Source organism: Cyclobacterium sp. (assembly GCF_014762705.1).
GTDB lineage: Bacteria > Bacteroidota > Bacteroidia > Cytophagales > Cyclobacteriaceae > Cyclobacterium.
On sequence record NZ_JABURL010000027.1, the window covers coordinates 1 to 25,548 of the forward strand.

The following is a 25,548-nucleotide window of genomic DNA, read 5'->3' on the forward strand; positions in this document are numbered from 1 at the left end:
CCCCCCTCTAAGCCTGCCGATGAGGTCATTAAAACTGTTTCTTAAAAGTTATACCCTCGAAAGAAAACTGGAAATAAGACCACCTATAATAAAAAAGCGGTTAGGGATAGGGCGAAAAAAAACCGATCCTGTGCCGATTTTCTTTTCGGGAGGGTGCTGCAGTTTGTTGGAGACAATTTATTCCTGATTCAAGCAATGACAGGAAATCAAGTAAAACTGAAGCCATTGACGTATTTTCCCAGGCAATCAGTCTGCAATATTCGTCCGCCCTGCCGTAGAATGCCTATTGGCTATTTCAAGTTCAATTCATCGAACAATTTCCCCCAGCTATTTGAGCGGGCAAAGGGTTGAATCCATTTTCACCTATCACTACACCAAGGTCGGGCTTCTTTTCCAATAAAGGCTTTACGCCGCAAAGATCTGTCAGCTCTGGATTATTTGTTACCTTAAGGGCTGTGGCTGCAGTGCCGGAAATGCTCTCCAACGATTCCAGTCCATCGAGACTTTTCAATAACTCATTACCACTGATTTCCATCATATTTTTAATTGTCTTGATGCCAGATAATCCGTTGATATCCCTTAGCTTGTCATTAAAGGAAATATTCACCACTTCTATTTCTTCAGTAAAAAATAGTCCCTCCAGGCTCTCAATTTGGTCCAAACGGACTATCCCAAGCCCGCCCTTTATCCTTAGGTCTTCAGAAAAAAGACCTTTTAAATCTTTCAGGGGAATGCTGTTTAAAGAAAGAGTATTAATTTCGAGCGGCACAGGATTAAAGCTTCCCGCTAAACTTGTTAATTTATCAAGACGGAAGAGTTGAAGAGACCCAATATGTGACAGAGAGCTTGCTCCCTGAAAAGAGGTCAGTTCAGGTAATTTAGTGAGTTGCAGGAAATCCAATTGGGAAAGGGCTGACAGGCCTTCCAGGTTGACTATGCTGCTAAAGTCGTCGACTCTTAACAAACGACATTTTTCAAGATTTTCCAACCCCTTAAGGTTTCGTACTTTGGCAACATCGTTCATGTATAGCAATTCAACCTCTTTGAGCCCTCTCAACCCCTCCAGAGATTGGACATCATGCAAATATTTAAAGGAAATAACCCCCACCTGTGTGACATTGTGCAAGCCCTCCAGTGATACTAAGGTGTTCCCATTTCCCGGAAGGTACTCTGCTCCCCAAATATACAAAGTGCCTTCAATGGCCCTCAGAGAACTTAACGGTGTCAAATCGAGAGGCCGATCGAAAATGCTAATTCTTAAATCACCATTTATTTCCGTGTAGCAGAGGCTTGCAAATTCATTGATTTCGTCCTGACTAGTAAATGAAACGTTTCCTTCAAAAACCCCTCCATCGCAATCCGGACCCTCCTTAAAAGCAAGCTCAATTCCGGTTAACCCAAAATCCTCAGGTATCCATCCCAAAGTATTCAATACCTTTATGTCTTCGATGCGTTGCGTACCTTCGGAAATGGTAAAGTAAAAAGGCAATGTATTGGAAAAGTCCTTTTCAAGTGTTGAACCCTTAAGAGGAGTAGCATAAAGGACTAAACCCTCATTATCCTTGATCAATAATTCTGATAAATAATATTCTCCAGGGAAAAGTTCGATGCCTTCGACCTCCAAAGCCGTACCATTATCAACTGGCTTATCAACAGCCTTTTCAAACTTAATATCCTCTTGCTGCTCACTGCCTATAGTAAGAGAAATGGTTGAGATATTTTCAATTCTTGTATTGGTTAGCCTGCTATTTGCAGCATCAAATTCCAATAAGTCAATTGAAAAGGTAACTTTAGTGCTAACCGGGACTGGGGGGGATGTCTCTTCACTGCAAGAAAAAAACAGAACAGCACCTAACAACAATAAATGAAAGAATCTTTTAAAATAGGAATACATAAAAATTTATTAAAAGTTAAAAATCCCGACAAATTTAAATAAAAAAATAATTGTCTCAACTATAAAAGATGGAGTTTTTTTTGGGTAAATCTCATCCTTATATTTTCACTTTATACCCTGATGAGTTCGAATTTAGATCGTCAATAAATACCAATTGAATCGTCATTGCGAACCCTTTGTCATGGATATAGGAGCTGGGAAAGGGTGTGGCGGTCTCGTTTGGCCAGAGATTCCCACGGCTTTCACCGCAATAAACTCTCTCTAAGCTTACCAATTACGTTTTTTTTAAATACCTGTAAATCATCGTGTTGAAATCACAGTGTCGTCATCCTGATTTCTGCGTTTTTTAAAAAGTAAATTTTCGCTATGACAGCAATGCCCTGCCACGGTATATTAAGTAACATATAACGAATTGGTATTTAAGATGTAATCGAAAAAATCTCCCTTACCCCCTTAAAAAGGGGGATTTTGGTTGCGATCGATTTGGAAATCTGGGCTTAACTTTTCCAAAGTTTAGAACTTTGGAAAAGTTTGGAGTTACAGGTGATTTTCAGTTTTCGTAAAAAATCTCCCTCCCCCCTTGGAACCTTAGATTTGCCTATTTACCGATGACGTGTTTATTAATCCGCTGAAAATCAACATGATAAAAACCAACACCATCATCCCGATTTCTGCGTTTAAAAAAGTTAATTCTCGGAATGAAGGCTTTTTAACGAAATTCAGTCGAACTCTGGTTTATAAAAGAGATGAAGTTTAAATGTACTCAATAATACCCTGACTTAAATTTGAGCCTTTGCAGAAGGATAATGAACTTCATCCACTTTACTTTCCTATTGTTGGTTGGTTCATAGGGATAAGCCAGAACTGGCTTCACCCAAAATTCAAGCCAAACTGGGCACTTTAAAGCCCATAGGATTGTAGGATTGCTTAGATGAAGTATATACGATTTCAATTCGTTTTTTGTATATCGAATTTAAAATTAAACTGGACCATTTTACCCTGAAGATCGGCAATTTCCAATCTTGGTATGGATTCTACTACCCTTCTGCCCTCTGCCAAAAGGCTTGGATGGCTATAGGATTTTGTCTTTTTGAGTTCCTCAGCACCATTATCTGCATATCCAATAATGACTATTTCATCAAATTCCAAATAATCCTCTTCGGGCCTAACATCCAGGACTTCACTGATGTGGCCATGAGGATTGACCCTGGCATAAATACGTGCGGTTCCGGTAAGAACGGCTTTCCGTGCCTCCGTTGGATATTTTAAGTTCTCTGTAAAAAACCTAATTATCTCGCTGTTGGAATGGATAGGGTCCGATGGTCTTTCCTGCATTAGCTCAATTGATGGGTCAAGATCCGACCCGCTTTCGCTGATCCTTACCGTTTTTTTCGCCGAAAGGGATACCAGCAAAAGGGCAAATACGGGCACAATGGCCAACCTTGTCAGGCTGGAATACCGGTTTTTATTTTTTGTATTCATCATGATGATTCGTTTTTGAAGGTTACTTGAGTTAATTGCGGTAAATAGCTGAGAATTGATCCGATTCAGGGCCATGGACAGCATGGTAAACTGGTATTCCTGTTTATCTGATTCTCTGATCACCCTGTCATCTGCCCGGAATTCCAGGTTATTTCTGATGGCCTGGGCATGAAATCTGGCAATGGGGTTGAACCACTGTAGGATCAAAAGCAATTCGGCCAGGACTATATCGAAGCAATGCCGTTCCCGGGAATGAACAGCCTCATGGTTCAAAATCATTTCCAAAGACGGGTGATGGAGTAAATTTTTTCCTATTATAATATTGTCCATAAAAGTAAAAGCCAGGTCTTTTTCCTGCGCTATCCAAACTTTCCTGCCAGAGACCATTTTTTCTGTACAGCTTTTTCTTATTCTGGCAGCCTTAACAAAACCAAAAATCAACTTAGCCATACAAAATGCCAGCCCACAGAGGTACAAAAAAAATAATAAGCCTGTAATTTCCATTCCGCTGACATATGAAGCTACATTTGTCTCCGCAGGCAAAAACCCTGTACTACCATTCCCTGAAAAATAAGTGGTTGTGCCAGAGAAATAAGAGGTGGATTGAAAGGTGATCAGGGGAATGATAAAACCAACTAAAAATGACCCGGCCAAATAAATGCGGTTAAAAACGAATTGCTTGATCCTTTTTAACAAAAAATGATAGGTGCAAAAGAAAACAACCGTGGATATTGATACTTTAAGCAGGTAGTAAAGGATGGCTTCCATGGGTCATTTTGATTTAATGAGTTTGATAATCGCTTCAATTTCCTCCTTATCTAGTTTCTCCTCTTCCATGAAAGATGCCACTGCTTTGGAAAAAGAATTGTCGAAATAATCGCTGATAATTTCTTTCATGTATCGCTTCCTGTAGGCTTCTTTTGAGAGCAGGGGGAAGTATTCGTAGGTGTTGCCATATTGTTTAAACCCCACAATTCCTTTTTCCTGTAAAATCCTTACCAAAGAAGAAATGGTATTGTATGGTGGTTTTGGGTCAGGAATTTCTGCCAAAATGTCCTTTACAAAGGCTTTCTTCAATTTCCAGAGGATTTTCATGACCTCTTCTTCCTTCTTTGTGAGTTTATCCATTTGCGGTACTTTTTTAAACTGATAAAACAAATATACTCCTGATTAACCAATTTTACAATTGGTTAATCAGTTATTTCACTAATTATTTATTCTTAATCCAAAGCCCAGATGCCTTACTTCGTAAAAACCTATTCACAAAGGCGCTGGTTGGTTTACTACCATATTTCTTTAGGACGAGGTAGTTTACCGTTCTATTTCTGATTTCCATTCAGAAAATCCTTAAGTAAAATAACCTGGTTGGGAAAGTTAAGTGACTGACTGCCATGGATAATGCGACTACATCAGCATACAGAAATTGGTCCTGGGCAAAAGCAAAATCAAAAAATTCCCTTATCTTTTAGATGTCCAATTAATGATTGTTTATCGATATGGTTTACAAAAATCATTAAATGGAATTTATAAGGAGTATGGTTTTGGAAACATCTCGATCCAATTTAAGGCGCCTCCTTTTACCGAAAAAAGCCATTTGAACGGAACATAATTTAACCTATAATCCCTATGAGACCTGCCCACATCCTATTGGTGGAAGACAATGAAGGGGACATCCTGCTAACCCTGGAGGCCTTCGAAGAAAGTAAAATCAAAACTGAAGTAAGCGTGGCAAGAAACGGACAGGAGGCCCTGGACTTTCTGTATCAAAACGAAAATTACAGCCAGGCAAAAAAGCCAGACCTGATATTGCTGGATATCAATATGCCCATCCTCAATGGGCATGAGGTGTTAGAACACATCAAATCGGACCCTAAACTCAAAAAGATCCCTGTAATCATGCTCACCACCTCAGCGCACGAAAAAGACATTAATCTGGCTTATGAATACCACACCAACAGTTATGTGAAAAAACCACTAAATATGGCTGATTTTTTAGAAGCCATTTTAAAAATCGAAGAATTTTGGCTACAATTATCCACACTTGCCAATGAATAAAAATAGTATTCAGACAGTATTACAAAGTAATCCGGGCAAAAACCTTCAGATTTTGCCTGTATCCAAAATACCTTTATCCGATCTGGAAAAACCAGCTCAAAGGGTATTTATTCAGCTCAGTTTACCTGTCAGGCCCTTAAGGTTCGGATAAGTCTAAACCCGGATAATCAGTTGTTTTTTTTAGCGACCCCAGCATTACAAAAAGCTTCACATGGCTATTTTTATGCCTGGAAGCTACTTTAAATCCTCCCTTCATTCAAGCCTTGACAAGACATTTGCGAAAGCCAGGTTAAAAAAAACGGTAACCAGCTTCGAAGGTAATTTAATGCTGAACTTTGGTCTTTCAGGCAAAATCCCCCATCACTAAAACAAATTTTACAACCGCGATAAGGGTAAACATCCATTTAGCTGTCTTTAATCAAAAGACAAATTAATGGTATGAATACATTTTCTAAAATTTTTGCTTTGGCCTGCTTTTTAGTGGCTAATCCACTTGATGCTCAGACATTAACCCAAACAGTAAGAGGCAGAGTGGTTGATCTGGTCAGTAAAACCCCTTTGCCTGGTGCTACTGTCGTGCTGCTCAATACTAATCCGCTGATGGGAACCACTACTGATTTGGACGGAGAATTTAAAATTCAACAGGTGCCGGTTGGTACCCACATTTTGAGGGTAAGTTTTGTAGGGTATGAAGAAATTATCCTTCCAAACGTCATTGTAAATTCCGGAAAAGAGCTGGTTTTAAACATTCCGATTGAGGAAGACTTTAAACAAATGCAAGAAGTCCTGGTGATCGCCACTGAAAAAGACCGGACCGTCAACGATATGGTTGGGGTAAGCGGAAGGACTTTTTCAGTAGAAGAAACCAGGAAATTTGCTGCTGCCGTCAACGATCCGGGCCGGATGGCAACTTCCTTTTCGGGGGTGGTTGGCACAGATGATGGCAACAATAACATTTCTATCCGCGGCAATAGCCCGAATGGGTTGCTTTGGAGAATGGAAGGAATTGATATTCCCAACCCTAACCACTTTGTCAATCCGGGCTCCTCAGGTGGCGGGATTTCAATCTTAAGTTCTCAGTTGCTCACCAATTCTGATTTTCTCACGGGTGCATTTCCTGCAGAGTATGGGAACGCGATATCCGGGGTTTTTGACCTCAGTTTGAGGAAAGGAAATAACGAAAAGCGTGAATTTACTTTCCAGGCGGGTTTTCTAGGGACGAATATCGCCGCTGAAGGTCCGATTGGCAATAACTATAAAGGCTCCTATTTGATCAATTACCGCTATTCAACACTTTCATTTTTGTCTGAAATGGGTGTTCCTCTAGGAGACTTCGTGACCAATTTTCAGGATTTATCCTTCAATTTTCACCTCCCGGCAGGTGAAAAAAGCAGCTTCACCCTCTTTGGATTTGGAGGTTTGAGCGATCAAAACAACCATGCTTCGGAGGACTCCCTGGATTGGACTGGAGAAAACGACCGCTACAGTTCAACCTACTTTTCACATACCGGAGCAGTAGGCATTAAACATACCTACATGATCAACAAATCGAATTTTCTCCAAACCACCGTATTGGCTTCAGGAAATACTATAGGCGATGAGGTAAACCGGCTCAACGATCAGTATCATAATCAGGACTGGACGTATGAAAAATTCAGCAACTCTAAAGTCACCTACAGCAGTGTATGGAATGCCAAACTTTCCTCCCGATCCAATTTAAGGAGCGGTATATATGTCAACCATTTATTCTACAATCTGCATGAGAACGGCTATAACAAAGACTTGGATCAAATTGAAATTGCCATTGACTCTGAAGGAAGCACGCAAAGTGTTCAGGCTTTCTCCCAACTTAATTTCAAGGCCACAAAGAAATTGACTTTAAATGTAGGAATGCATTACCTGCAACTCCTTTTGAATCATTCGAATTCCATTGAGCCGAGACTAAGTGCAACTTATGCATTGGATGAAATGCAGCGATTAAATCTTGGATATGGATTGCATAGCCAGGTTCAACCTTTGGGGTCTTATTTTGCCGAATTGGAGGAAAACGGGCAGATCATCAAACCCAATGAAAACCTTGGTTTGAGCAAATCCCATCATTTCGTGCTGGGTTATGACCGACAGCTAAGTCCCTATCTCCGATTTAAGGTCGAGGGCTATTACCAGTACCTGTCCGATATTCCAATCAAGCCTGGTATCAATGAGACTTATGCGATTATCAACCAACAATGGTCTTTTGTGACAGATCCATTGGTCAACGAAGGATTTGGGAGAAATTATGGTGCAGAGTTTACCCTTGAGCAGTTTACCCACAAAAACCTCTATTTTTTATTGTCGACTTCGCTTTACAATTCACTTTACAAAACCCAGGAAAATAAGTGGAGAAATACACGGTACAATGGAAATGCAAACCTTACCCTGACTGCAGGTAAAGCATTTAATTGGAAGAAAAACCGGATTTTAGGAGTGAACATTAAAAGCATCTATGGCGGAGGATTACGGACCACTCCTATTAACCTGGAAAAATCAATAGCCCGGAGAGAAACGGTTTTTGAGGAGGGAAAAGCTTTCGAAGAGCAAAATCCAGCCTATTTCAGAACAGACCTTCGGGTTAGTCTCAAATGGAACCGCCCTAAATCAACCAGCACCCTGGCCCTTGATGTTCAAAATGTCACCAACCGAAAAAACATATTCGGAACCTATTTTGAGCCCATGGATGGAACCATCAAAACAGCGTATCAGGCACCTTTAATTCCCTTGATCAGTTACCGGGTAGAGTTTTAAATAATAAAAAGAGGTCAGTCGATAGGACTACACTTCATAACCGGAACCGGAAGACTTCAGCAGTAAGGGAATATGTAGTATTTGAAACGGAATAATATATGAATGGCTAAAAAACAGCAGGCATTGTGTTGAAACTGCCTGAAACAATATTCCTGTATTTATTACCCGTCAGGTAACATAAGATTCTCCGTATTTGGAGGCCCCCATCAATAATTTTTTATCCAACTCTTGCAGGATTGTTGGATTTGATTTAACTTTGAAATAAAAAGTACTTTTAAATGAAAAATAATTTGGATCATATACGCGATATAGCCGAGATCCGCTCCATGATGGAACGTTCCTCCAAATTCATGTCGCTTTCCGGTTGGGCAGGCATATTGGCAGGAACTTATGCGCTGATCGGAGCCTTAGTCGCGGCTAAAGTCTTTCATTTTAATCCGGTAACGATAAGCGATGCTACAGTAAATTCCGGCAGCGCGCAGCTGGTCCAATTGATTATTCTGGCACTTGTCGTACTGCTTATGGCATCCGGAACTGCCATATTTTTTTCTTACAGGAGAGCGATACAAAGAGGCGAGAAGGCATGGAATGCTACGGCCAGACGCTTATTGACCAATATGGCTGTTCCCCTGCTCAGCGGAGCAGTAATACTTATATTTCTGCTAACCAATGGTCTTCTTGGCTTACTCGCACCTTTCACCCTGATATTTTATGGTTTGGCTTTGTACAATGCCGGTACCTTTACTTACAAAGAAGTGAAGATTTTGGGCCTTGTTCAGTTAGGCCTGGGACTGATCAGCATCTGGCTTATAAGCTATGCGATCATCCTTTGGGCAATGGGATTTGGCCTGGCACACATCATTTACGGGATTTATATGCACAACAAGTACGAAAGGTGAAAATATCAATAGATGGTTTACATAAAGCGTTTGAAAGCCGAATACGGCTCGGTATCATGTCCTCTCTGGCCGTAAATGATCAGGTAGATTTCAATTCCCTGAAGGAATTTCTTGAGCTTACTGACGGTAACCTGGCAAGCCATCTGAAAGCGCTTGAAAAGGAAAAGTTTATTGGTATAAAAAAATCCTTTGTAGGCCGAAAACCCAATACAAAATATTTTATGACCAATGCAGGCAAAATCGCCTTTGACGGACATTTGGAAGCATTGGAAAATCTGATAAAAGGAATTTCCGAATAATTAAACCCGCTTCAAACCGGTATAAGGTAAAAACAAAAAAATTTCAATGACAACCAGAAACAAAATTGAATGATTAAACTGCGTATAATTACTTTGAATTACAAAGTTCTTTTAAATCACACCTCCTGCTTGAATGTGTTCTTCAGTATAAAAAAGCACTTCAAATAACGGATGAAACCGGGCATAAAGCAAGCAACATACGGTGGGATGATCAGGCATCCGGGATTCTTCCAAAAAAAAAATCCCCGAAATCGGTTCGGGGCAGGCAGGTTCAGGCTATCCCGGCCTATGGTGCAGGCAAGTAGTGGCAAATAAAAAACTATTATAAAAACATGAATCATATGAAAAAGGCAATCATCGAAAAGCGCAATGATCCCAGGGAGCTCGAAAAACTGTATCGGTCCAATAAAACCGCATTTAAAGAGGCATTCATTTCCGTTTACCCGCAAATCAAGGAAAGTCCCTTAGCGGAATATTGGAATGAACGATTAAATTACTCCACTGAGGGATTTGAATGGGGCACAAGTAAGGACCTGTTTTTCCTGTTCATTCTCTGGGCAATAGCTGGCCTTATCGCCAAATTACCCGCTTTACTTCAAATTGAAGAAGATTATTTCTATGCCAGAAATATCGGTTTTATTATTTTCCCGGCATTGACAGCCTATTTTATCCGAAAAAACCAACTGCCCACAGGTAAAATTTTACCCCTTGCCTTGGGCATCATCCTGGGTCTGGTTTTTATCAATCTATTTCCCGATTTGCCGGATAGCGACACCCTGCTCCTATCCAGTATCCATATGCTTCTTTTCCTTTGGGTGATTTTGGGTTGGGCATTCAAAGGCAGGAGGGCAAGTAATCCCGGAAAATGGCTTGAATACCTAAAGTATAATGGCGACACGATCATCATGACTGCGCTGATCCTGATGACGGGGGGACTTTTAACAGCACTTACCATCGGTCTTTTTACCACCATCGGTATCCAAATTGAGACTTTTTATTTTAATTATATTGGTATTTTCGGACTCTGTGCAGCACCCATTGCCGGCACTTACCTGACCCAAACCAACCCTCAACTCGTGGGAAAGGTGTCTCCTGTGATCGCCAAAATTTTCTCCCCATTGGTATTGGTAATGTTGCTGATATATTTGCTAACCATGATTTATTCAGGAAAAGACCCCTACAATGACAGGGAGTTCCTATTGATTTTCAATGGCCTTTTAATCGGTGTAATGGCCATCATCTTTTTTTCGGTCTCCGAAATTGCTGCCAGCACAAAACACAAAAGGGAAATCTGGGTACTCTTGATATTATCCCTACTTACCTTAATTGTCAATGGCATCGCACTTTCCGCCATCCTATTCCGGATTTCTGAGTGGGGCATTACCCCAAACAGGGCAGCTGTCCTGGGCGGCAATGTGTTGATTTTAATCCACCTGCTGATGGTTACTTTCCACCTTTACCGGGTCATTGCCAGACAGGGACAAATAACACAAGTAGGGAAAGCGATTGGCATTTACATTCCGGTATATTTTATCTGGAGCATAATCGTCACCTTTCTTTTCCCCTGGTTATTTGGGTTTGGCTGATAAAAACTGTGTTTAAAGAGATAGTTGATATAAAAGGGAAAAATTTGTATTTTGATTTACGTATTCTTCCCCAACTATGCCAGGAGAAATAAACCTACAATCACCTCAAATAGAAACCAATATCAATTATTCAAAAGAAATTATTATATATTAAAAAATTAACCTGCCTGAGATTAATCATTTGTTAATCAAGCCATGTAAATACGGTTTTTGCACCCGTACCTCCTGCCTTTTTGGGTAAATGGCTTTTGGGGCCTGTGAAACGAAGAAGGAACTTCCCTTTGAAATAGAACGCAAGTTATTCCTTGAACTGGTACAAACCTTTGCAGGTATTGAAGGTAGCCGCATTTAGCAGGTCCCCATACAGGAGGTCAGCGATCTGGTACTGACCATCGAAGAAGAGAATGGGTCAGCATCAGACTATTCCCTTAAGACCATTCCAGTACTTTGCTTTGAAGGTTAACTCATTGTATGAGGAATTAACACTTCCTCAGGAAAATTTTGGAAAAGCTTTGTAAGCAGGATTTTTGCAATGCCGCCCCTTTTACGGAACAGCTATTCAATTCCAATAGCGGTCACCTTTTGAAGCAAACATTTATAAGGGTGACAAAGGCTGTAAATTGAAAAAAATAATCCTATTTTAAAATAGGACCTAACCTACCCTAGCCAAATGGGAACATCAATTTCCCAAAACTTTTCTGTTTTTGGAAGGCTCCTCCATCTCAACTTGATCAGATAACCAGGACAGGGCCTTTAATTTTTCTGATGGGGCATAATACCTGACCTCCCTGAAGCCAAATTTTGTCACAATATCCATCCTGGGTATTTCCCAATCGCCATTTCCTACCAGGGCTATTCTACTGAAATTACAGAAATGGCTGGTATCGAATTTCATTTCCTCCCAAAATGATTGAAAAGCTTCCAGATCAAATTCCTCCATCTCCATGTAAAAAAAAGCCTCCCCATTAGAAGTTATTTTGTGGTTTAGCAAGGGCAAGAGCTTTGAATAATCTTCATGGGTGATGTTTTCCATTATTTTGACGGCGATAATTTTTCCCTCAGTTGGACCTAATATTGTTAACATGGTTTGGGTTTTCTGTATTTGATTTTATGATTGATGTAAATATCCTTTGGTTTATTTACCCTCCACTTATATGACAAAAAAAGTGAAGCACATTTATTAAAGGTTAAACTCGTAATAAAGCCGGGAAGGCCGAAAAATCAGGAAAGATAACTTCTCCAGGAATGGTGAAGCACAAAAAGCAAAACGTGGCTCCGATTGAAATATTTAATCTCCAATTGATTTAAGAAAAGCCAATGGAGATTATTTCCACTCTTCCCCAGGGACTGAAACAGATCAAATCCATGAGAATCCTCCCATTTTTTTTCATCGGTAATTTCTCTTGAATCTTCTTCCCCCATGGGCAATGGATCGTTACCATAGGGGCCAGGGAAAAGAAAGGGACTGTCACCTATCTGACTGACTTTGGTCAGGGCCCTATTATGCTCTCCCAGGGAAATACCTTGCCTGGATGAGCCTGCATACAAGACAACCAACAATCCCAAAAGTATACCGATGGAATATTTAGGAAGCCTTGTAATTTGTTTAATTGTACGGTTAATCAATCCTTACAGGGAAAATAATTATTTGAATCCTGTAAATGTATCATTTTTCCTTGTGCTTGCCAACAAATATGGTTGTTTAGGGATGAAATCCGATGGGAATAGTTAAAATAATAAATTTATAATATCATTACCGAATAATCTTTAAACACCCATTGCAATTAACCAGCGGGCTGTCAAGGTTTGCGCTACATTTCAGATCTGAGCTCCATAAATAAAAAAAGAGCACCATTCACATGATGCTCCTTTGCATGGTAGTACATAAATATTCCCGACAAAACAATACGCATCATTTTGTCAATAAATCTTAAAGATCAAGATCCAGCCTGGATCACTCCACAAGCTACTCTTGAACCAGCTGCGCCAGAAGGTTGAGAGGTGAAGTCATCCGCATCAGCGTGAATGATCACTGCTTTGTTGAGGATATCACTGCTTCCGCCATCCCCAATAGTCCAGCCTTCAACTTCCATTTCGACAGCACCTACACCATCTTCTCCAACGACCATATTGTCAATATCACCACTATGGTATTCATCTTCTCCACGCTTTCCGTGAGGGTCATCAGTTGGATTCCAGTGTCCACCTGCCGAGGTGGCATCTGCAGCACTGCAATCTCCATTTTCATGAAGGTGAAGGGCATGCTCTCCTTCTGAAAGATTTTCTACCTGGATTACCAGGCGAACCTTACCATTCTCCAATTCAGTAAAGGTTGCTGACCCGCTGACATTGCTTCCACTAGCTCCGGAAATCACAGCCACTGCAGACTGAAGCTCCATAGATTCAGTATTGTTTTCACTGTCCATAATTTCCACTTCTTCAATCGTCTCTTCGTTGGAATTGGTACTTCCAGATCCACAAGCGAAGGAAATTGATGCAATTCCTACAAGTAATATGTAATTCAGATGTTTTAACATAATTAAAGCATTTAATTTTGTTGATACGCTAATCCCCGAAAAAAATGTGCCAAGTCTTAATTAGACTCTATATTCTTTAAAAAAACAGCAAAAAATCTTGACAATTGGATCAGGTTGAAGCACCCTTGCCAGGATCAATCGTTTTATTTTGACAAATTATTCCACCCGACCAGTTTTCAACCTCGCCATATTTGCTGGTATCAGCCTGTTTTTTGAAACATTTTGTCAATTTGAAATAATTGGCATTTATTAATTGGACGAGGTTAAAAATACAGAAAAGAAAAACCGATTTTCTTTATTATCCAATTTTATCCCATATTTTTGATAGTACCATTCACAGTCAACTGTTACATTATCATGCTATTAGATTATCAGCACCCCAAAATACCTGCAGGAATAAAACATGTTGAGGTTCCTGTAATTCAAGCAACAGAAAAATCCCTGCAGGGATATGGAAAACTTGTCAGGAAAGAGGAATATTTAAACTATCCCATTGAGATTGTCCGCTGGCCTGCTTCTGGTACCCGGGTGGTAGACGAAGACACAGGAGATGAGGCAGGAACAGTATCAGGTGACTTTGATTTTTACTGGGAAGGAGATTTTTTCAAAGGGAAAAACCATGCTGTAAATTCCGAGTACCTCTTTGGATGGAGCAAGGCACCTGAAAAAGCAAGTGCCTCAGGCACAGAAGAACCTGAACGGGTGATGCTTTGGCACGCCAACTATCATCCGGATGGTGGTCAGCTGTTTTTTCCTTTGGAAGGAAAAACCTTCATTTCACCACTCGCTTTGCCAGGGGATTCGGTTACTCCAGGGGATTTCAAAGCCTTTCGGGTTGAGAATGGATTGGGCTTATACATCCATCCAAATGTATGGCATGAAGCCATAATACCTCTAGAGAAAAAGGCCAGGTTTTATGATGAACAGGGTGCTGTTCATGCCAGGGTCAGCGTCCATTTCCCCAACGAATTTGGGGTCCTACTCAGTATTCCTTTGAAACGGTAAATCCGGGGTTGTCATAAGCCAATCTTTATGAGACATGTATCTGCTGTATTTCTTTCTGGTCTTTTTGGGCAAAATCACATTTTCAAATCTTCGTGAAGTCCCTGCCATACCAACCCCTAACTCCAATACCATACAGGAAAATTTTAACCGGAGCTGCACGAAAGGCCTCCCGCCGGGTTGGGCCGTATACGGGCTGACAGGCAACCAAACCTGGACCTGTACCACTTATGGTCATAAAGCCATTCAAACGGATAATGGAATTTCATATGCCTTACAAATCAACGGCTACGCTGGAAAAGCAGAAGAAAATGAAAGTTGGCTGATCAGCCCGGTTTACGACTTAAGCCATTTCCAGTTTCCATTACTTTCTTTTTATAGCAGGGTAGCATTTGACGGGCCTCGTCCCCAACTTTTTATTTCCACAGATTATGAGGAGGGGGACCCCAATGCTGGCACCTGGACAGCCCTGGGCGACCGCTTTGCGAGAGGGGATCACTGGACGCATTCCGGAAAAATCAATCTGGCCAGTTATAAGTCAAAGATGATTAGACTTGCCCTCGTGTATTTCTCTTCTCCGGAAAAAGGAGCCGCCCGTTGGACTATAGACGACTGGACCATCACCAATGCAGACCAACCTCCGGCCCCCTTTCTCAATACCAACCTGGAAAACACTGCCTACATGCATTTTGAGACGGTGCAAGCAGGTCAATCCGGCACTGACCTTAAAAGTTTTGAGTTTTTGTTATCAGACCCTACAGGAGAATTGACCATTCGGGTAAATGAGGGTTTTGGCATTTCCAAAACGCAAAACGGATTTTCCCAGCAACTTTCCTATACCGCCGAGGAAGCGGTCCGGAACAATACTTTATGGATTCGGTTCGAACCCCAAACGGAAGGAGCCTTTCATGGACCGGTCTCCTTCTCATTCGCAGATAGTATCCAACAGGTCTCATTCCTTTCCGGATCTACCATAAATCAGGAAGAAACATTGGATATTGTTACCTGGAACATCGCCTGGTTTGGCTCGGACCTCCCCTACCAGGGGCCGGAGGATCCCGGGAGGCAATTGGAAAATGTCAGCCAATTAATCAGGGCCATGGATGCTGACATTTATGCCCTGCAAGAAATAACCAATCTGGATCAATTCCAAAAACTGGTAGCTTCACTGGAAGGCTATGAAGCCGAGATTTCCCCCGCCGCTTCCTATGGAGCATCGGATTTTGACGCAGCGCAAAAACTGGCTTTTCTCTATAAAACGTCCACCGTAATCCCTATTACCTCCAGGGTTCTGCTTCAAGGTGTTACTTCCGAAGACATCGGGCACTACCCTGCTGAACCAAATCGCTTTTGGGCCAGTGGCAGACTTCCATTTCTAATGGAAGCAGAAACCCGGGTGGGTGGGATCCAGCAAACCTTGTCCCTGGTCAATCTCCATGCCCGATCCAATGGAGGTGGGGAAAGTGCTGCTAATCCAAGGTATGCCATGAGGAAATTTGACGCAACAGTATTAAAGGATTCCCTGGATCAGTATTACGGAACCGAAGCCCTCCTTATCCTTGGAGATTTGAATGATGACCTCGATAAAACAATAGCCGATACCAATGCCTTCACCGTATCCGGCTCCGAAACTTCATTTATCCGTTTTATGCTTGACAAGGAAAATTATTTCCCGGCTACCCTGGTTCTGACACAGGCGGGTTTAAGGTCTTACATTTTATCGGACAATATCATTGACCACATCATCCTCAGCAATGAATTGGCTGAAAGTTATCTTTCCCAGTCTGCAAGAATAGTAGTGCCGGAGGATGGCATAGCAAACTTCCTGAACAATACCTCAGACCACCTGCCGGTAAAAATACGGCTAGACCTGAAAAAGAACCTGGCGAACAACCTGATTTTGGGACTTCCGGAAGAAATAAATACCAGCGGCATCAGCATATATCCCAATCCGGTAAATCAAACGCTATTTGTCCGGCTTAAAGAACAAAAGCACCAGGTAAGTTTAATCAATCCAATGGGAAAAATCATCCAAACCCGGTCCGGCCAGGACGGAATGATTACTTTTGATGTTTCCATGCTCCCAAGAGGGCTTTACCTTTTACATATCACAAGAGAAGAGTCCAGGAACATCTATAAAAAAATAATAGTCAGGTAAGCAAAACTCAGGAAATTGATCCGCTGTCCTGTAAAAAGACCGGCCACTCATGCTTCTCACAAATGGCCGGTCTGAACCAACAAATAAAACAAAAAAATCAGGACAAAGCTTTTGCCCTTTCTACATGAAAAGATTTCCAAAGAAAATATCCGAATCCCAACTGAGGGACTACCAATAACAACATCTGGGGAAATACCGCTCCGGAACCCAAAGCCAGGCTCACATTCAATAGCTGCGAAACGGTGAGAATCACCAACACAGAGACCAAAGCAAACAAATTGGCCAAAATTAATTTTGATTGATTTTTCATAACATATAAAAGTTAAAAATTTAACAATTCAACAGGTTTTTTATCCTAACAACACCTATCTGAAGGCTAAGTTGAGGCAAAAATAACATTTTTCCAAACCTCTAATAATCATGAAAATCAGCAGTTTATAGCAATTTTGATTACAAAAAATGATAAATGTAAATCGTTTTACGTAAACTGTATTTGGACTCAAAAAAATTCTGAAAAAAATTTAAAAAATTTTTGCCTGCCTTTTATTCAGGTCAATGAAAAGATGATATTTCAAAATAAAATAGTTAAATCTCTTGGTAAACCTACAACAATTAAATTAGCCATCATTTCTGTAATTTACGTATGTTTAGAATTTAATTTTGTATATTTACTTTACTGTTCATGAAAAAATATATAAATGGGATAGTATAAAATTTTCGACTGATTAAAAATGGGTTTTGTCATAAAAATAATGTTGTTGACATGCCTGGTATTGGGTGAAGCGCTAGAAAGTTTTGCCCAGAACCAGGGGCACTTACTTGATCTCAGAACTTGCGGAAAATCCTGTTCCTCCAGTAATTATACTGTGGAATCGGTCTACCTCAGTGATGTAGATGGAAAACCCATAACCAGTGATTTGCTGACTTGTACCCCGGGAGTTGAGCAAACCACTTATATTTCCTTTGTTTATAAAACAAGTTCAGGTAGTGAAGTCAGCAATGGGCGCTTATTTGCTGACCTATCGGTGGGCGATAGTACCATGTTTCTAAATTATTATTTTGGCAATATTCCCCCTGCCAAAACCATAGCGGACACCCTGACCCTATCTGCATTCCCCTTAAATTGGGTCTGTGGAGAAGAAGTAATTTTAAGCAATTCACTCCTGGCATGGACAACAAGTGGATCAGCTGATCTTTCATCAAGTTATATTTGTAACGACTACCCTACCGCCCAATGTCAGTTTACTTCGGATATAGTGGTGAATGCGCCGCTGGCTGTGCAGTTTGAATACGCCTACGATTGTCCGGAAAATGGGACGAGTACGGTATACTTCACAAGTACCACCAATGGCGGAAGGGTAGCCTACAACTATAGCTGGAGCTTTACCAATGCCACGATCAGTAGTTCCACCCTCGCTGACCCCACCGTTGAATATAACGAATCCGGCACAGCGGAGCTTACGGTCACGGATGCCAATGGCACCCAAAATTCCTATAATGTATCTGTAGAAGTACCTCAGGAAATCGATTTGACAGGTACGGTCACAGACCATACCGATGATGAAAACCCCGATGGGACCATCAGCCTGGATATCAACAGTACGGGAGATTATACCTTTTCCTGGACTGGACCGGGTGGTTTTACCAGTGATCAGCAGAACATCAGTGAACTTATTGCAGGTGACTATTTCCTCACGGTTACGGATAGTTTTGGCTGTTTCACGGAGTGGACCTTTGAAGTGCTGTATTTTGGTGCCTTGCCCATCACCTGGGGAAAGATGCGCGTTTCATTAAGTCCTGATCAGTCTGAAGCCATCCTGGATTGGTCCACTTATAAAGAAACAGCCTCAAGTCATTTTGAAATTCAAAAATCCCTAGGGAACATCAATAATTTTGAGCCCATTGCTGAAGTCAATAGCGTTGGAAACAGCCAAAATATTAGCTATTATACTTTTAAGGACAAGTTGCGGCAAGCTAAGGCGCAAAGGCTATACTACCGGATCCGGCAATTTAACCTGGACGGAAGCAGTGAATACAGTGAGACTGTTTCTGCAATTGTTTCTGAAAGGACTCAAAAGGCAGCTGATTGGATAATCTATCCCAACCCCTACAAAGACAAGGCACTCTGGTTACACTATTTGGGCCCGGTTATTCCGGATTCAAAAAAGCTAAAAATCAGGTTGATTTCTGCCACCGTGACTACTACAACGGAAATTGAATGGGACAATAACACCATAGACCTGAAGGAGAAAATGAAAAATTTACCAAAAGGCTTGGTGATTTTGGAAATCCACTATGAAAACATGATCCAACGGTTGAAGTTAATCATTAGATGAATTTTGAGGTAATTTGGCTGAATCGGGTTAACAAATGGGGATTTACTGTTTAAGCTTCACTATTGGCAGCGTATCAAATCGCAGAAGGGATCCCTTTTTTCGGCCTACCGGTTTCTTTCCCAATTTTTGCTGTTATTTTTGTGTTTTGAAAAGCAAGGCATGCCATATCAGATCAAGGAATTAGCAAACGGAATCAGAATTGTTCATCAGGAAGTCAACAGTACCAGGTTGGTACACTGCGGGTTTGTACTGGATATAGGCAGCAGGGATGAAACCCATGAGCAGCAGGGATTGGCCCATTTCTGGGAACATATGGCCTTTAAAGGCACAAAAAAGAGAAAAGCCTTTCACATCATCAACCGCCTGGACTCAGTCGGAGGCGAGTTAAATGCGTATACCACTAAAGAAAAAATCTGTTTTTACGCCACCGTACTTCAACAGCATTGGGACAAAGCCGCCGACCTGCTTTGCGACATTACCTTTCACAGTACCTTCCCACCAAAACAAATAGACAAAGAAAGACAGGTTATACTGGAGGAAATGGCCATGTACAGGGATTCGCCTGAAGATTCCCTGCAAGATGAATTTGACGCATTATTGTTCCCGGATCATTCCCTGGGGTACAATATTCTGGGAACGGAAGAAAGCGTCGGAAATTTTGGTCAGGAGGATTTTAAAGCCTTTGTGGAAAAGCACATGGCTACTTCCAGGATCGTATGCTCTGTAGTAGGAAACATCAGCTTCAAAAAAGTCCTGAATAGACTGGAGCCTTTGCTGGAAAACATCCCGGCAAAGCAAAGTTTTACAGAAAGAAAATCCACCAACGGCTACCAGCCAAAAACCAATATCCTTTATAAAGAAATTACCCAGGTGCACTGCGCCCTGGGCAAACCTGCGCCATCCTTAACTGATGAAAGACGCATTAAATTATTTTTGCTAAACAATATCCTGGGCGGGCCGAGCATGAATTCGAGGTTGAATATGGCCCTGAGGGAAAAACATGGCCTGGCCTATAGTATTGAATCCATTTACCAGCCCTTTACCGATACGGGATTTATTGGAATATATTACGGAACAGAAGAAAAAACTGCCGCAAAGGCCAGGAGAATCGTACTCAGGGAAATCAAGAAAATCCGGGAAAAAAAATTGGGCACCATGCAGCTGCACATGGGAAAGGAACAAACCATAGGCCAAATGGCCATGGCTGAGGAAAACTATTCCGGTTTGATGCTGGTATATGGCAAAAGCCTGCTGGATAAGGGCGGAATCGAATCTTTGGAAGATATTTTTTCTAAAATTCGTTCCTGTACGGCAGAAGACTTGCTAGAACTTGCCAACGAGGTGTATGATGATGAAAAATTCAGTTTTCTCACTTATTTACCCAAAGCATGATGATCAATGAAGATTTATTTACATACTGCTTGCAACATAGCGCTCAGGAAGATGATTTGCTCGGACATATCAGTCGGCAAACACACCTGAAAGTACTAAAACCCCGCATGCTTTCAGGCCCACTGCAGGGTAAACTGCTTGAAATGCTGGTAAAGTTGAGCGGCGCAAAACGGGTTTTGGAGATAGGAACTTTTACCGGTTATGCTACCATTTGCATGGGCCGGGGGCTTGGGAAAGAAGGTAAAATTGTCACCATGGATATCAATGAAGAACTGGAAACCATGGTCAGGGATTTTTTTTCCAGATCAGGTATGGCTTCTAAAATAGATTACCGTATTGGCAATGCCCTGGAATTGATACCAGAAATGGACCAGGCCTTTGATTTTGTTTTTATTGATGCAGATAAAAGAAATTATGTCAATTATTACGATCTTGTCGTTCAGGATATGGAGCCTGGCGGATTGATTTTGGCGGACAACATCCTTTGGTCGGGAAAAGTTTTGGCTCAAAATCGTAAAAAACTGGACAGAGATACGGCTGCTATTCTGGCTTTTAACAAGCGGGTTCAGGAAGATCCAAGGGTGGAAAATGTCGTTTTGCCTATCAGAGATGGTATCATGTTGGCAAGAAAGCTATAAGCAAAAATGATGAGGATATTCATTAGTTGTTTAATCATTTTATTTTTTGACTGGTCTGCTTTGCAAGGTCAGGTTGTACCTCAGGTGCCCAAAACCATTTATTTTGCAGGCATGACTTTGCGGCTCAATGCTGCTGCCCAAAAGGAAATACAGGAAGATGTAGATGCCCAGTACAGGAGCCCTTCCCATTTCCAGGTAAAATTGGACAGGATCAATCTATTTCTTCCAGTAGTAGAACGGGTATTGCAGGAAGAAGGAGTCCCCGAAGATTTTAAATATCTGGTCATTCAGGAAAGCAGCCTGATTTCAGATGCCGTTTCCACATCAAATGCCGTGGGTTTCTGGCAATTTAAAAAAGCGACAGCCGAAGAAGTAATGCTGCGGGTAGACCAGGAGATTGATGAAAGAAAAAGCATAGTAGCCTCTAGCAGAGGTGCCGCCGCCTACCTCAAAAAGCACCAAAGCTACCTCGACAACTGGGCCATTACCCTGGTTTCCTACCAAATGGGCCTGGGGGGTGCCAGAAGCTACTATAATGACAAGTACCGGGGACAGCAAACAATGGACATTGACAGGTCCACCTACTGGTACCTGAAAAAATTCCTGGCGCATAAAATAGCCTACGAAAAACAACTGAACCAAATGGTAAGTGACGGAGGGTACTTACACGAATACCCCGTAAGAGGCCCTACTGACCTGAAGGCGATAGCAAAAACCCTTGGGGTAAGTGAAAGCCATCTAAAAGAGTATAACAAATGGACAACAAAGGGAAAGATACCCGGAGACCGGACCTATGTTGTCAATTACGTTCTCAACGGTATCGTACCTGAAAGACCTGTTTTAGCCAGTAATCCGCCCATAGCTACGGATGAAGGGCTTTCTCCCATGAAAAAAAATGCCCGAGGATACCCTCAGGTAACAGGAAACATCAATAAGGCCGGCGAAGCTGGTCAGATTCGGATAAATGGGATCAAGGGAATATTGGCCTCAGGCAGCAACCTCAGCCAATTGGCACAACAAGCTGGCATTAGCGAAAGGAAGTTGAGGCGGTCAAATGACCTCAAACCTGCTGACCCGGTACAGAGCGGGAAATATTACTACACCAAAAGAAAAAAAAGCAAGGCTGAGGTAGCCGAACATGTGGTACAACCCGGCGAAACGCTTTGGGGCATTGCTCAACTTTATGGCATCCGACTGCATTCCCTGATGGCCAAAAACCGCATTTATAAAGACAAGCAACTGCTTCCTGGCATGGTATTGCGCCTTAGAAAATACTATAAAAGAAATGAAACTATTTCACGGGTAAAACTGGTTCCCGCCAGGCCCCAACAACAAGTCGCAAAATCCAGGATTGAAAAACAGGAGGTCATTGTCCCTGACAAACCTGCCAACAAGAACATCGTCGTACCCGAAAGGGGAGAGCCGGAAAAAGAGATAAGCCCGGTGTTTCATCAGGTTTTACCCGGTGATACCCTCTATGCCATTTCTAAAAAATATGATGTAACGGTCGATGAACTAAAAGACTGGAATAAAATTGGTCCTGACAACCTACTTTCGGTAGGACAAAAACTGGAAATCAGAAAATAAATAAAGGAATTGACTGTATATTTGCCCCATAGCTAAAGACAAACATGCCCGGTAGGATTATTTTATTTTTGATTTTGTTATTGATTACAAGAGCCGGCTTCTCCCAGGATATTTCCAAAGCAGATACGGTCATCATTGGAGGGGATACATTGGTCATGCAGGGTGATTCCTTGATTTTCACCACTGAAGCACCTCCTGTTTACTGGAAAAATGGGGGAAATTTTAATTTAAGCCTGCAACAGGTAAGTTTAAGCAATTGGGCAGCTGGGGGAGCAAGTTCTTTTGCCTTGAATACCGGTGTTCAGCTTTTTGCCAATTACAAAAAAGAAAATATCATTTGGGATACCAAATTATCGGTCAATTACGGCATAAACCGACAAACAGGAAGGGCCTATCCTACCCGGAAATCAAATGACAATTTCAATTTTTCGAGTAAATACGGACGACAATTGAGTGAAAAGGTTTACCTATCCACCCAAATTGATGCCCGGACCCAACTGCTTGAAGGATACCGGTACTTCCGGCCCTCAGGTGCGGAAAGAGAAAGCCGAAACAGAATCTCAGACTTTTTGAGTCCTGGATATGTACAATCCTCCACTGGTTTGAATTACCAGACGACATTTGAAAACGATGGTAAATTCTCCACCATTCTTTCTCCTTTTACCGGCAGGTTTACCATTGTAATGGATGATTCTCTAAGCAGGGCAGGTGCATTTGGTGTTGTTCCCGGAGAAAAAGTCAGGCCAGAGGCCGGTGTTTCCATGGGCACCACGGCGGATTTTCAGTTGATGGAAAACATTCGCTGGAAAACAGATCTCAACCTCTTTTCCAACTATGAAAAACTTGGAAACATGGTTGTCAATTTCAATTCGGTCATCAGCCTCAAGGTAAATAAATACATTTCTACCAGGATTGAAACCATCCTCATCTACGACGAAAGTGTCTTTATAGAACAGGATGATGGCAGCTCTTCCCGGGCCATTCAGCTACAAAATCTCATTAACTTCGGAATTGGCCTGGATTTCTAAAAATCAGTTTCCAGGCCAAAACGATTCTTAAGTTCTTTTAAGGCTGGCGATTTTTTCAAAAGGAAACTCAATTTCTCACTGGAGGTATACAGGTTTTTTGAAGGATCAATAGCCTCTTCTTTCACTTCAAAACTAACTTCCAGTTCCGGGTGTTGCAATTTTCTGCGCAGGATTCCAGTGAGTTCAGGCCTGAGTTTGGAAAAAAGATCTTCCTGAATCCCTTTGCTCAGAAAAAACACTACATGGTATCCCCTGACTTCAAAGGGCTGCTTCAATAGGGCCATCTCCATGTTTTTATGATCTTCACTAAAAGCATGCTTTACCTCTTCCAACATTTGTTGTACTGCCTGCTCAGTGAGTTCTTGTATAGGCTGAACCGAAGTTTCGGCTGATACCGATTGTTTTCCCTTTTCTTTTTCAACCTGCCCCGTCAATGGGCGCTCCTTTATTTGATTCCTGACGGCGGACAAACTGGAGGGAATTGCAATGGTCTTTTTTACAACCGATCCTTCGTTGACCTGACCACTTAAGCTTGAAGGTTTAGGCTGCTGTTTGGTTTCATCTCTATCACCCTTACCTTCAGCTGCTATACTTTTTTTTTTGAATCTGCATCAGAAACAGCCGCAAGATTGATCGCATGAGGAAGTTTGGCCAGTTTCATCAAAACCAATTCTACATGTAACCGCTGGTTTTTACTGCTCTTATAAGCCATATCTGCCTGATTACAAATGTTCAGGGCCGACAAAAGAAAAGAAAGCGGCGCTTTAGCTGCCTGAGCAGTATAGCGGCTTTTTACAGTCTCCGAAACCTCAAGCAATTGTACGGTATCCGGGTCTTTGCAAACCATCAATTCCCGAAAATGCTCACTCAGGCCTACCAAAAAATTATGACCATCGAATCCCTTCTTCAAAATTTCATCAAAAATCAACAGGGCTTTGGAAATGCTTTCTTCCAGCAATGCATCTGTCACCTTAAAGTAATAATCATAATCCAGAACATGAAGGTTATTGATAGTTTCCTGATAGGTCACTTTATTACCTGCAGAAAAAGTGACAATAAGATCAAAAATCGACAAAGCATCCCTCAGAGCTCCATCGGCTTTGGACGCTATCAGCCTTAAGGCTTCATCTTCATAGTCGATACCCTCTTCTTTTGCAATATAAGCCAGGTGTTGGCTGATATCCTGCACCTGAATTCTGTTAAAATCAAAAATCTGACATCTGGAAAGAATCGTAGGAAGTATTTTGTGTTTTTCAGTGGTAGCCAATATAAAAATAGCATGTTTGGGTGGCTCCTCCAGGGTCTTCAAAAAAGCATTAAACGCCGCTGGGCTGAGCATGTGCACCTCATCAATGATGTATACTTTGTACTTGCCCTTTTGAGGCACATACCGGACCTGCTCTACCAAATTTCGGATTTCGTCCACGGAATTGTTGGACGCAGCATCAAGTTCATGAACATTAAAGGAACTATTGGCATTAAACGCCTCACAAGAACTGCAAGTATTACAGGCCTCCCCACTGTCCTGCCTGGATTCGCAGTTAATGGTTTTGGCCAGTATCCTGGCACAGGTAGTCTTTCCCACTCCTCTTGGGCCACAAAACAAAAAAGCCTGAGCAAGGTGGTTGTTTTTAATGGCATTTTTTAAGGTGGTGGTAATATGACTTTGTCCCACTACGCTTTTAAAATCGGAGGGCCTGTACTTTCTGGCAGAAACAACAAAATTTTCCATCACCGCAATTTATAAAATTAATTGAACTTAAATCTGCTCCTCTCTCCTTTTTACCTCTCACAAAAGGTTAAAACGCTGAAAGTTTGACTTTTAAAATCAAAGTGGATTCTGATTATAAATCCATTGACCTTAGTGTAAA

The 25,548-nt window shown here is 41.6% G+C and carries 21 protein-coding genes; 12 read left to right on the top strand and 9 right to left on the bottom strand.

Annotated elements, in window-relative coordinates; all coding sequences use genetic code 11:
- Window positions 1-301: 301 nt before the first annotated feature.
- The 3 genes from HUJ21_RS04260 to HUJ21_RS04270 all read right to left on the bottom strand — a co-directional run bounded on the left by HUJ21_RS04260 (window position 302) and on the right by HUJ21_RS04270 (window position 4,504).
- Complete coding sequence (locus HUJ21_RS04260; RefSeq protein ID WP_291367626.1) at window positions 302-1,894, bottom strand: hypothetical protein; 1,593 nt, start codon at window positions 1,892-1,894, stop codon at window positions 302-304.
- A gap of 948 nt (window positions 1,895-2,842) precedes the next feature.
- Window positions 2,843-4,144 carry a M56 family metallopeptidase gene (locus HUJ21_RS04265; RefSeq protein WP_291367628.1) on the bottom strand — a complete coding sequence of 434 codons (1,302 nt, stop codon included), beginning with the start codon at window positions 4,142-4,144 and terminating at the stop codon, window positions 2,843-2,845.
- Window positions 4,145-4,147: 3 nt separating this feature from the next.
- Window positions 4,148-4,504: a BlaI/MecI/CopY family transcriptional regulator gene (locus HUJ21_RS04270; RefSeq protein ID WP_291367630.1), complete on the bottom strand. Its 357-nt coding sequence runs from the start codon at window positions 4,502-4,504 to the stop codon at window positions 4,148-4,150.
- Between the two features lie 498 nt (window positions 4,505-5,002).
- Here HUJ21_RS04270 and HUJ21_RS04275 point away from each other — a divergent pair, with 498 nt between their 5' ends.
- The 5 genes from HUJ21_RS04275 (at window position 5,003) to HUJ21_RS04295 (ending at window position 10,999) form a co-directional block, all read left to right on the top strand.
- Complete coding sequence (locus HUJ21_RS04275; RefSeq protein WP_291367631.1) at window positions 5,003-5,431, top strand: response regulator; 429 nt, start codon at window positions 5,003-5,005, stop codon at window positions 5,429-5,431.
- A 438-nt stretch (window positions 5,432-5,869) separates the two neighbouring features.
- Window positions 5,870-8,215 carry a TonB-dependent receptor gene (locus HUJ21_RS04280; protein WP_291367633.1) on the top strand — a complete coding sequence of 782 codons (2,346 nt, stop codon included), beginning with the start codon at window positions 5,870-5,872 and terminating at the stop codon, window positions 8,213-8,215.
- Between the two features lie 278 nt (window positions 8,216-8,493).
- Window positions 8,494-9,114 carry a hypothetical protein gene (locus HUJ21_RS04285; protein WP_291367634.1) on the top strand — a complete coding sequence of 207 codons (621 nt, stop codon included), beginning with the start codon at window positions 8,494-8,496 and terminating at the stop codon, window positions 9,112-9,114.
- Window positions 9,111-9,413 carry a transcriptional regulator gene (locus tag HUJ21_RS04290; protein ID WP_291367636.1) on the top strand — a complete coding sequence of 101 codons (303 nt, stop codon included), beginning with the start codon at window positions 9,111-9,113 and terminating at the stop codon, window positions 9,411-9,413. Before HUJ21_RS04285 ends, HUJ21_RS04290 begins: the two co-directional genes overlap by 4 nt.
- 341 nt (window positions 9,414-9,754) lie before the next feature.
- Window positions 9,755-10,999 (top strand): hypothetical protein, encoded by a 1,245-nt coding sequence (locus HUJ21_RS04295; protein ID WP_291367638.1) that lies wholly within the window; start codon window positions 9,755-9,757, stop codon window positions 10,997-10,999.
- A 679-nt stretch (window positions 11,000-11,678) separates the two neighbouring features.
- Here the strand turns inward: HUJ21_RS04295 and HUJ21_RS04300 are convergent.
- The 3 genes from HUJ21_RS04300 to HUJ21_RS04310 all read right to left on the bottom strand — a co-directional run bounded on the left by HUJ21_RS04300 (window position 11,679) and on the right by HUJ21_RS04310 (window position 13,536).
- Entirely contained in the window at window positions 11,679-12,083 is a 405-nt protein-coding gene (locus HUJ21_RS04300) for an STAS/SEC14 domain-containing protein (RefSeq protein ID WP_291367640.1), read from the bottom strand.
- Between the two features lie 137 nt (window positions 12,084-12,220).
- Window positions 12,221-12,565, bottom strand: coding sequence for a hypothetical protein (locus HUJ21_RS04305; protein WP_291367642.1), 345 nt, complete (start codon window positions 12,563-12,565; stop codon window positions 12,221-12,223).
- Window positions 12,566-12,936: 371 nt separating this feature from the next.
- Window positions 12,937-13,536, bottom strand: a complete 600-nt coding sequence (locus HUJ21_RS04310; protein ID WP_291367644.1) for a superoxide dismutase family protein — start codon at window positions 13,534-13,536, stop codon at window positions 12,937-12,939.
- A 357-nt stretch (window positions 13,537-13,893) separates the two neighbouring features.
- Here HUJ21_RS04310 and HUJ21_RS04315 point away from each other — a divergent pair, with 357 nt between their 5' ends.
- Together HUJ21_RS04315 and HUJ21_RS04320 are read left to right on the top strand one after the other, a co-directional pair.
- Window positions 13,894-14,541, top strand: a complete 648-nt coding sequence (locus tag HUJ21_RS04315) for an ureidoglycolate lyase (protein WP_291367646.1) — start codon at window positions 13,894-13,896, stop codon at window positions 14,539-14,541.
- Window positions 14,542-14,575: 34 nt separating this feature from the next.
- Window positions 14,576-16,696, top strand: coding sequence for a choice-of-anchor J domain-containing protein (locus tag HUJ21_RS04320; protein ID WP_291367648.1), 2,121 nt, complete (start codon window positions 14,576-14,578; stop codon window positions 16,694-16,696).
- Window positions 16,697-16,793: 97 nt separating this feature from the next.
- On the opposite strand, the gene HUJ21_RS04325 is transcribed toward HUJ21_RS04320, so the two are convergent.
- Window positions 16,794-17,006, bottom strand: coding sequence for a hypothetical protein (locus HUJ21_RS04325; protein ID WP_291367650.1), 213 nt, complete (start codon window positions 17,004-17,006; stop codon window positions 16,794-16,796).
- Between the two features lie 442 nt (window positions 17,007-17,448).
- Between HUJ21_RS04325 and HUJ21_RS04330 the strand changes: the two genes are divergently transcribed.
- The 5 genes from HUJ21_RS04330 (at window position 17,449) to HUJ21_RS04350 (ending at window position 23,677) form a co-directional block, all read left to right on the top strand.
- Complete coding sequence (locus tag HUJ21_RS04330) at window positions 17,449-19,032, top strand: PKD domain-containing protein (protein ID WP_291367652.1); 1,584 nt, start codon at window positions 17,449-17,451, stop codon at window positions 19,030-19,032.
- Window positions 19,033-19,191: 159 nt separating this feature from the next.
- The gene (locus HUJ21_RS04335) at window positions 19,192-20,424 is read left to right on the top strand and encodes a pitrilysin family protein (protein ID WP_291367654.1); all 1,233 of its coding nucleotides are present in this window, start codon (window positions 19,192-19,194) and stop codon (window positions 20,422-20,424) included.
- Window positions 20,424-21,062 (top strand): class I SAM-dependent methyltransferase, encoded by a 639-nt coding sequence (locus tag HUJ21_RS04340; protein ID WP_166143462.1) that lies wholly within the window; start codon window positions 20,424-20,426, stop codon window positions 21,060-21,062. Before HUJ21_RS04335 ends, HUJ21_RS04340 begins: the two co-directional genes overlap by 1 nt.
- A gap of 6 nt (window positions 21,063-21,068) precedes the next feature.
- Complete coding sequence (locus HUJ21_RS04345) at window positions 21,069-22,649, top strand: LysM peptidoglycan-binding domain-containing protein (RefSeq protein WP_291367656.1); 1,581 nt, start codon at window positions 21,069-21,071, stop codon at window positions 22,647-22,649.
- A gap of 44 nt (window positions 22,650-22,693) precedes the next feature.
- Window positions 22,694-23,677 (top strand): DUF3078 domain-containing protein, encoded by a 984-nt coding sequence (locus HUJ21_RS04350; RefSeq protein WP_291367658.1) that lies wholly within the window; start codon window positions 22,694-22,696, stop codon window positions 23,675-23,677.
- On the opposite strand, the gene HUJ21_RS04355 is transcribed toward HUJ21_RS04350, so the two are convergent.
- A complete protein-coding gene (locus HUJ21_RS04355) occupies window positions 23,674-24,147 on the bottom strand; it encodes a hypothetical protein (RefSeq protein WP_291367660.1) in 474 nt (157 codons plus the stop codon). The two genes, HUJ21_RS04350 and HUJ21_RS04355, sit on opposite strands and share 4 nt — an antisense overlap.
- Before the next feature lie 116 nt (window positions 24,148-24,263).
- Window positions 24,264-25,409: a DNA polymerase III subunit gamma/tau gene (locus tag HUJ21_RS04360; protein WP_291367661.1), complete on the bottom strand. Its 1,146-nt coding sequence runs from the start codon at window positions 25,407-25,409 to the stop codon at window positions 24,264-24,266.
- Between the last annotated feature and the right edge of the window lie 139 nt (window positions 25,410-25,548).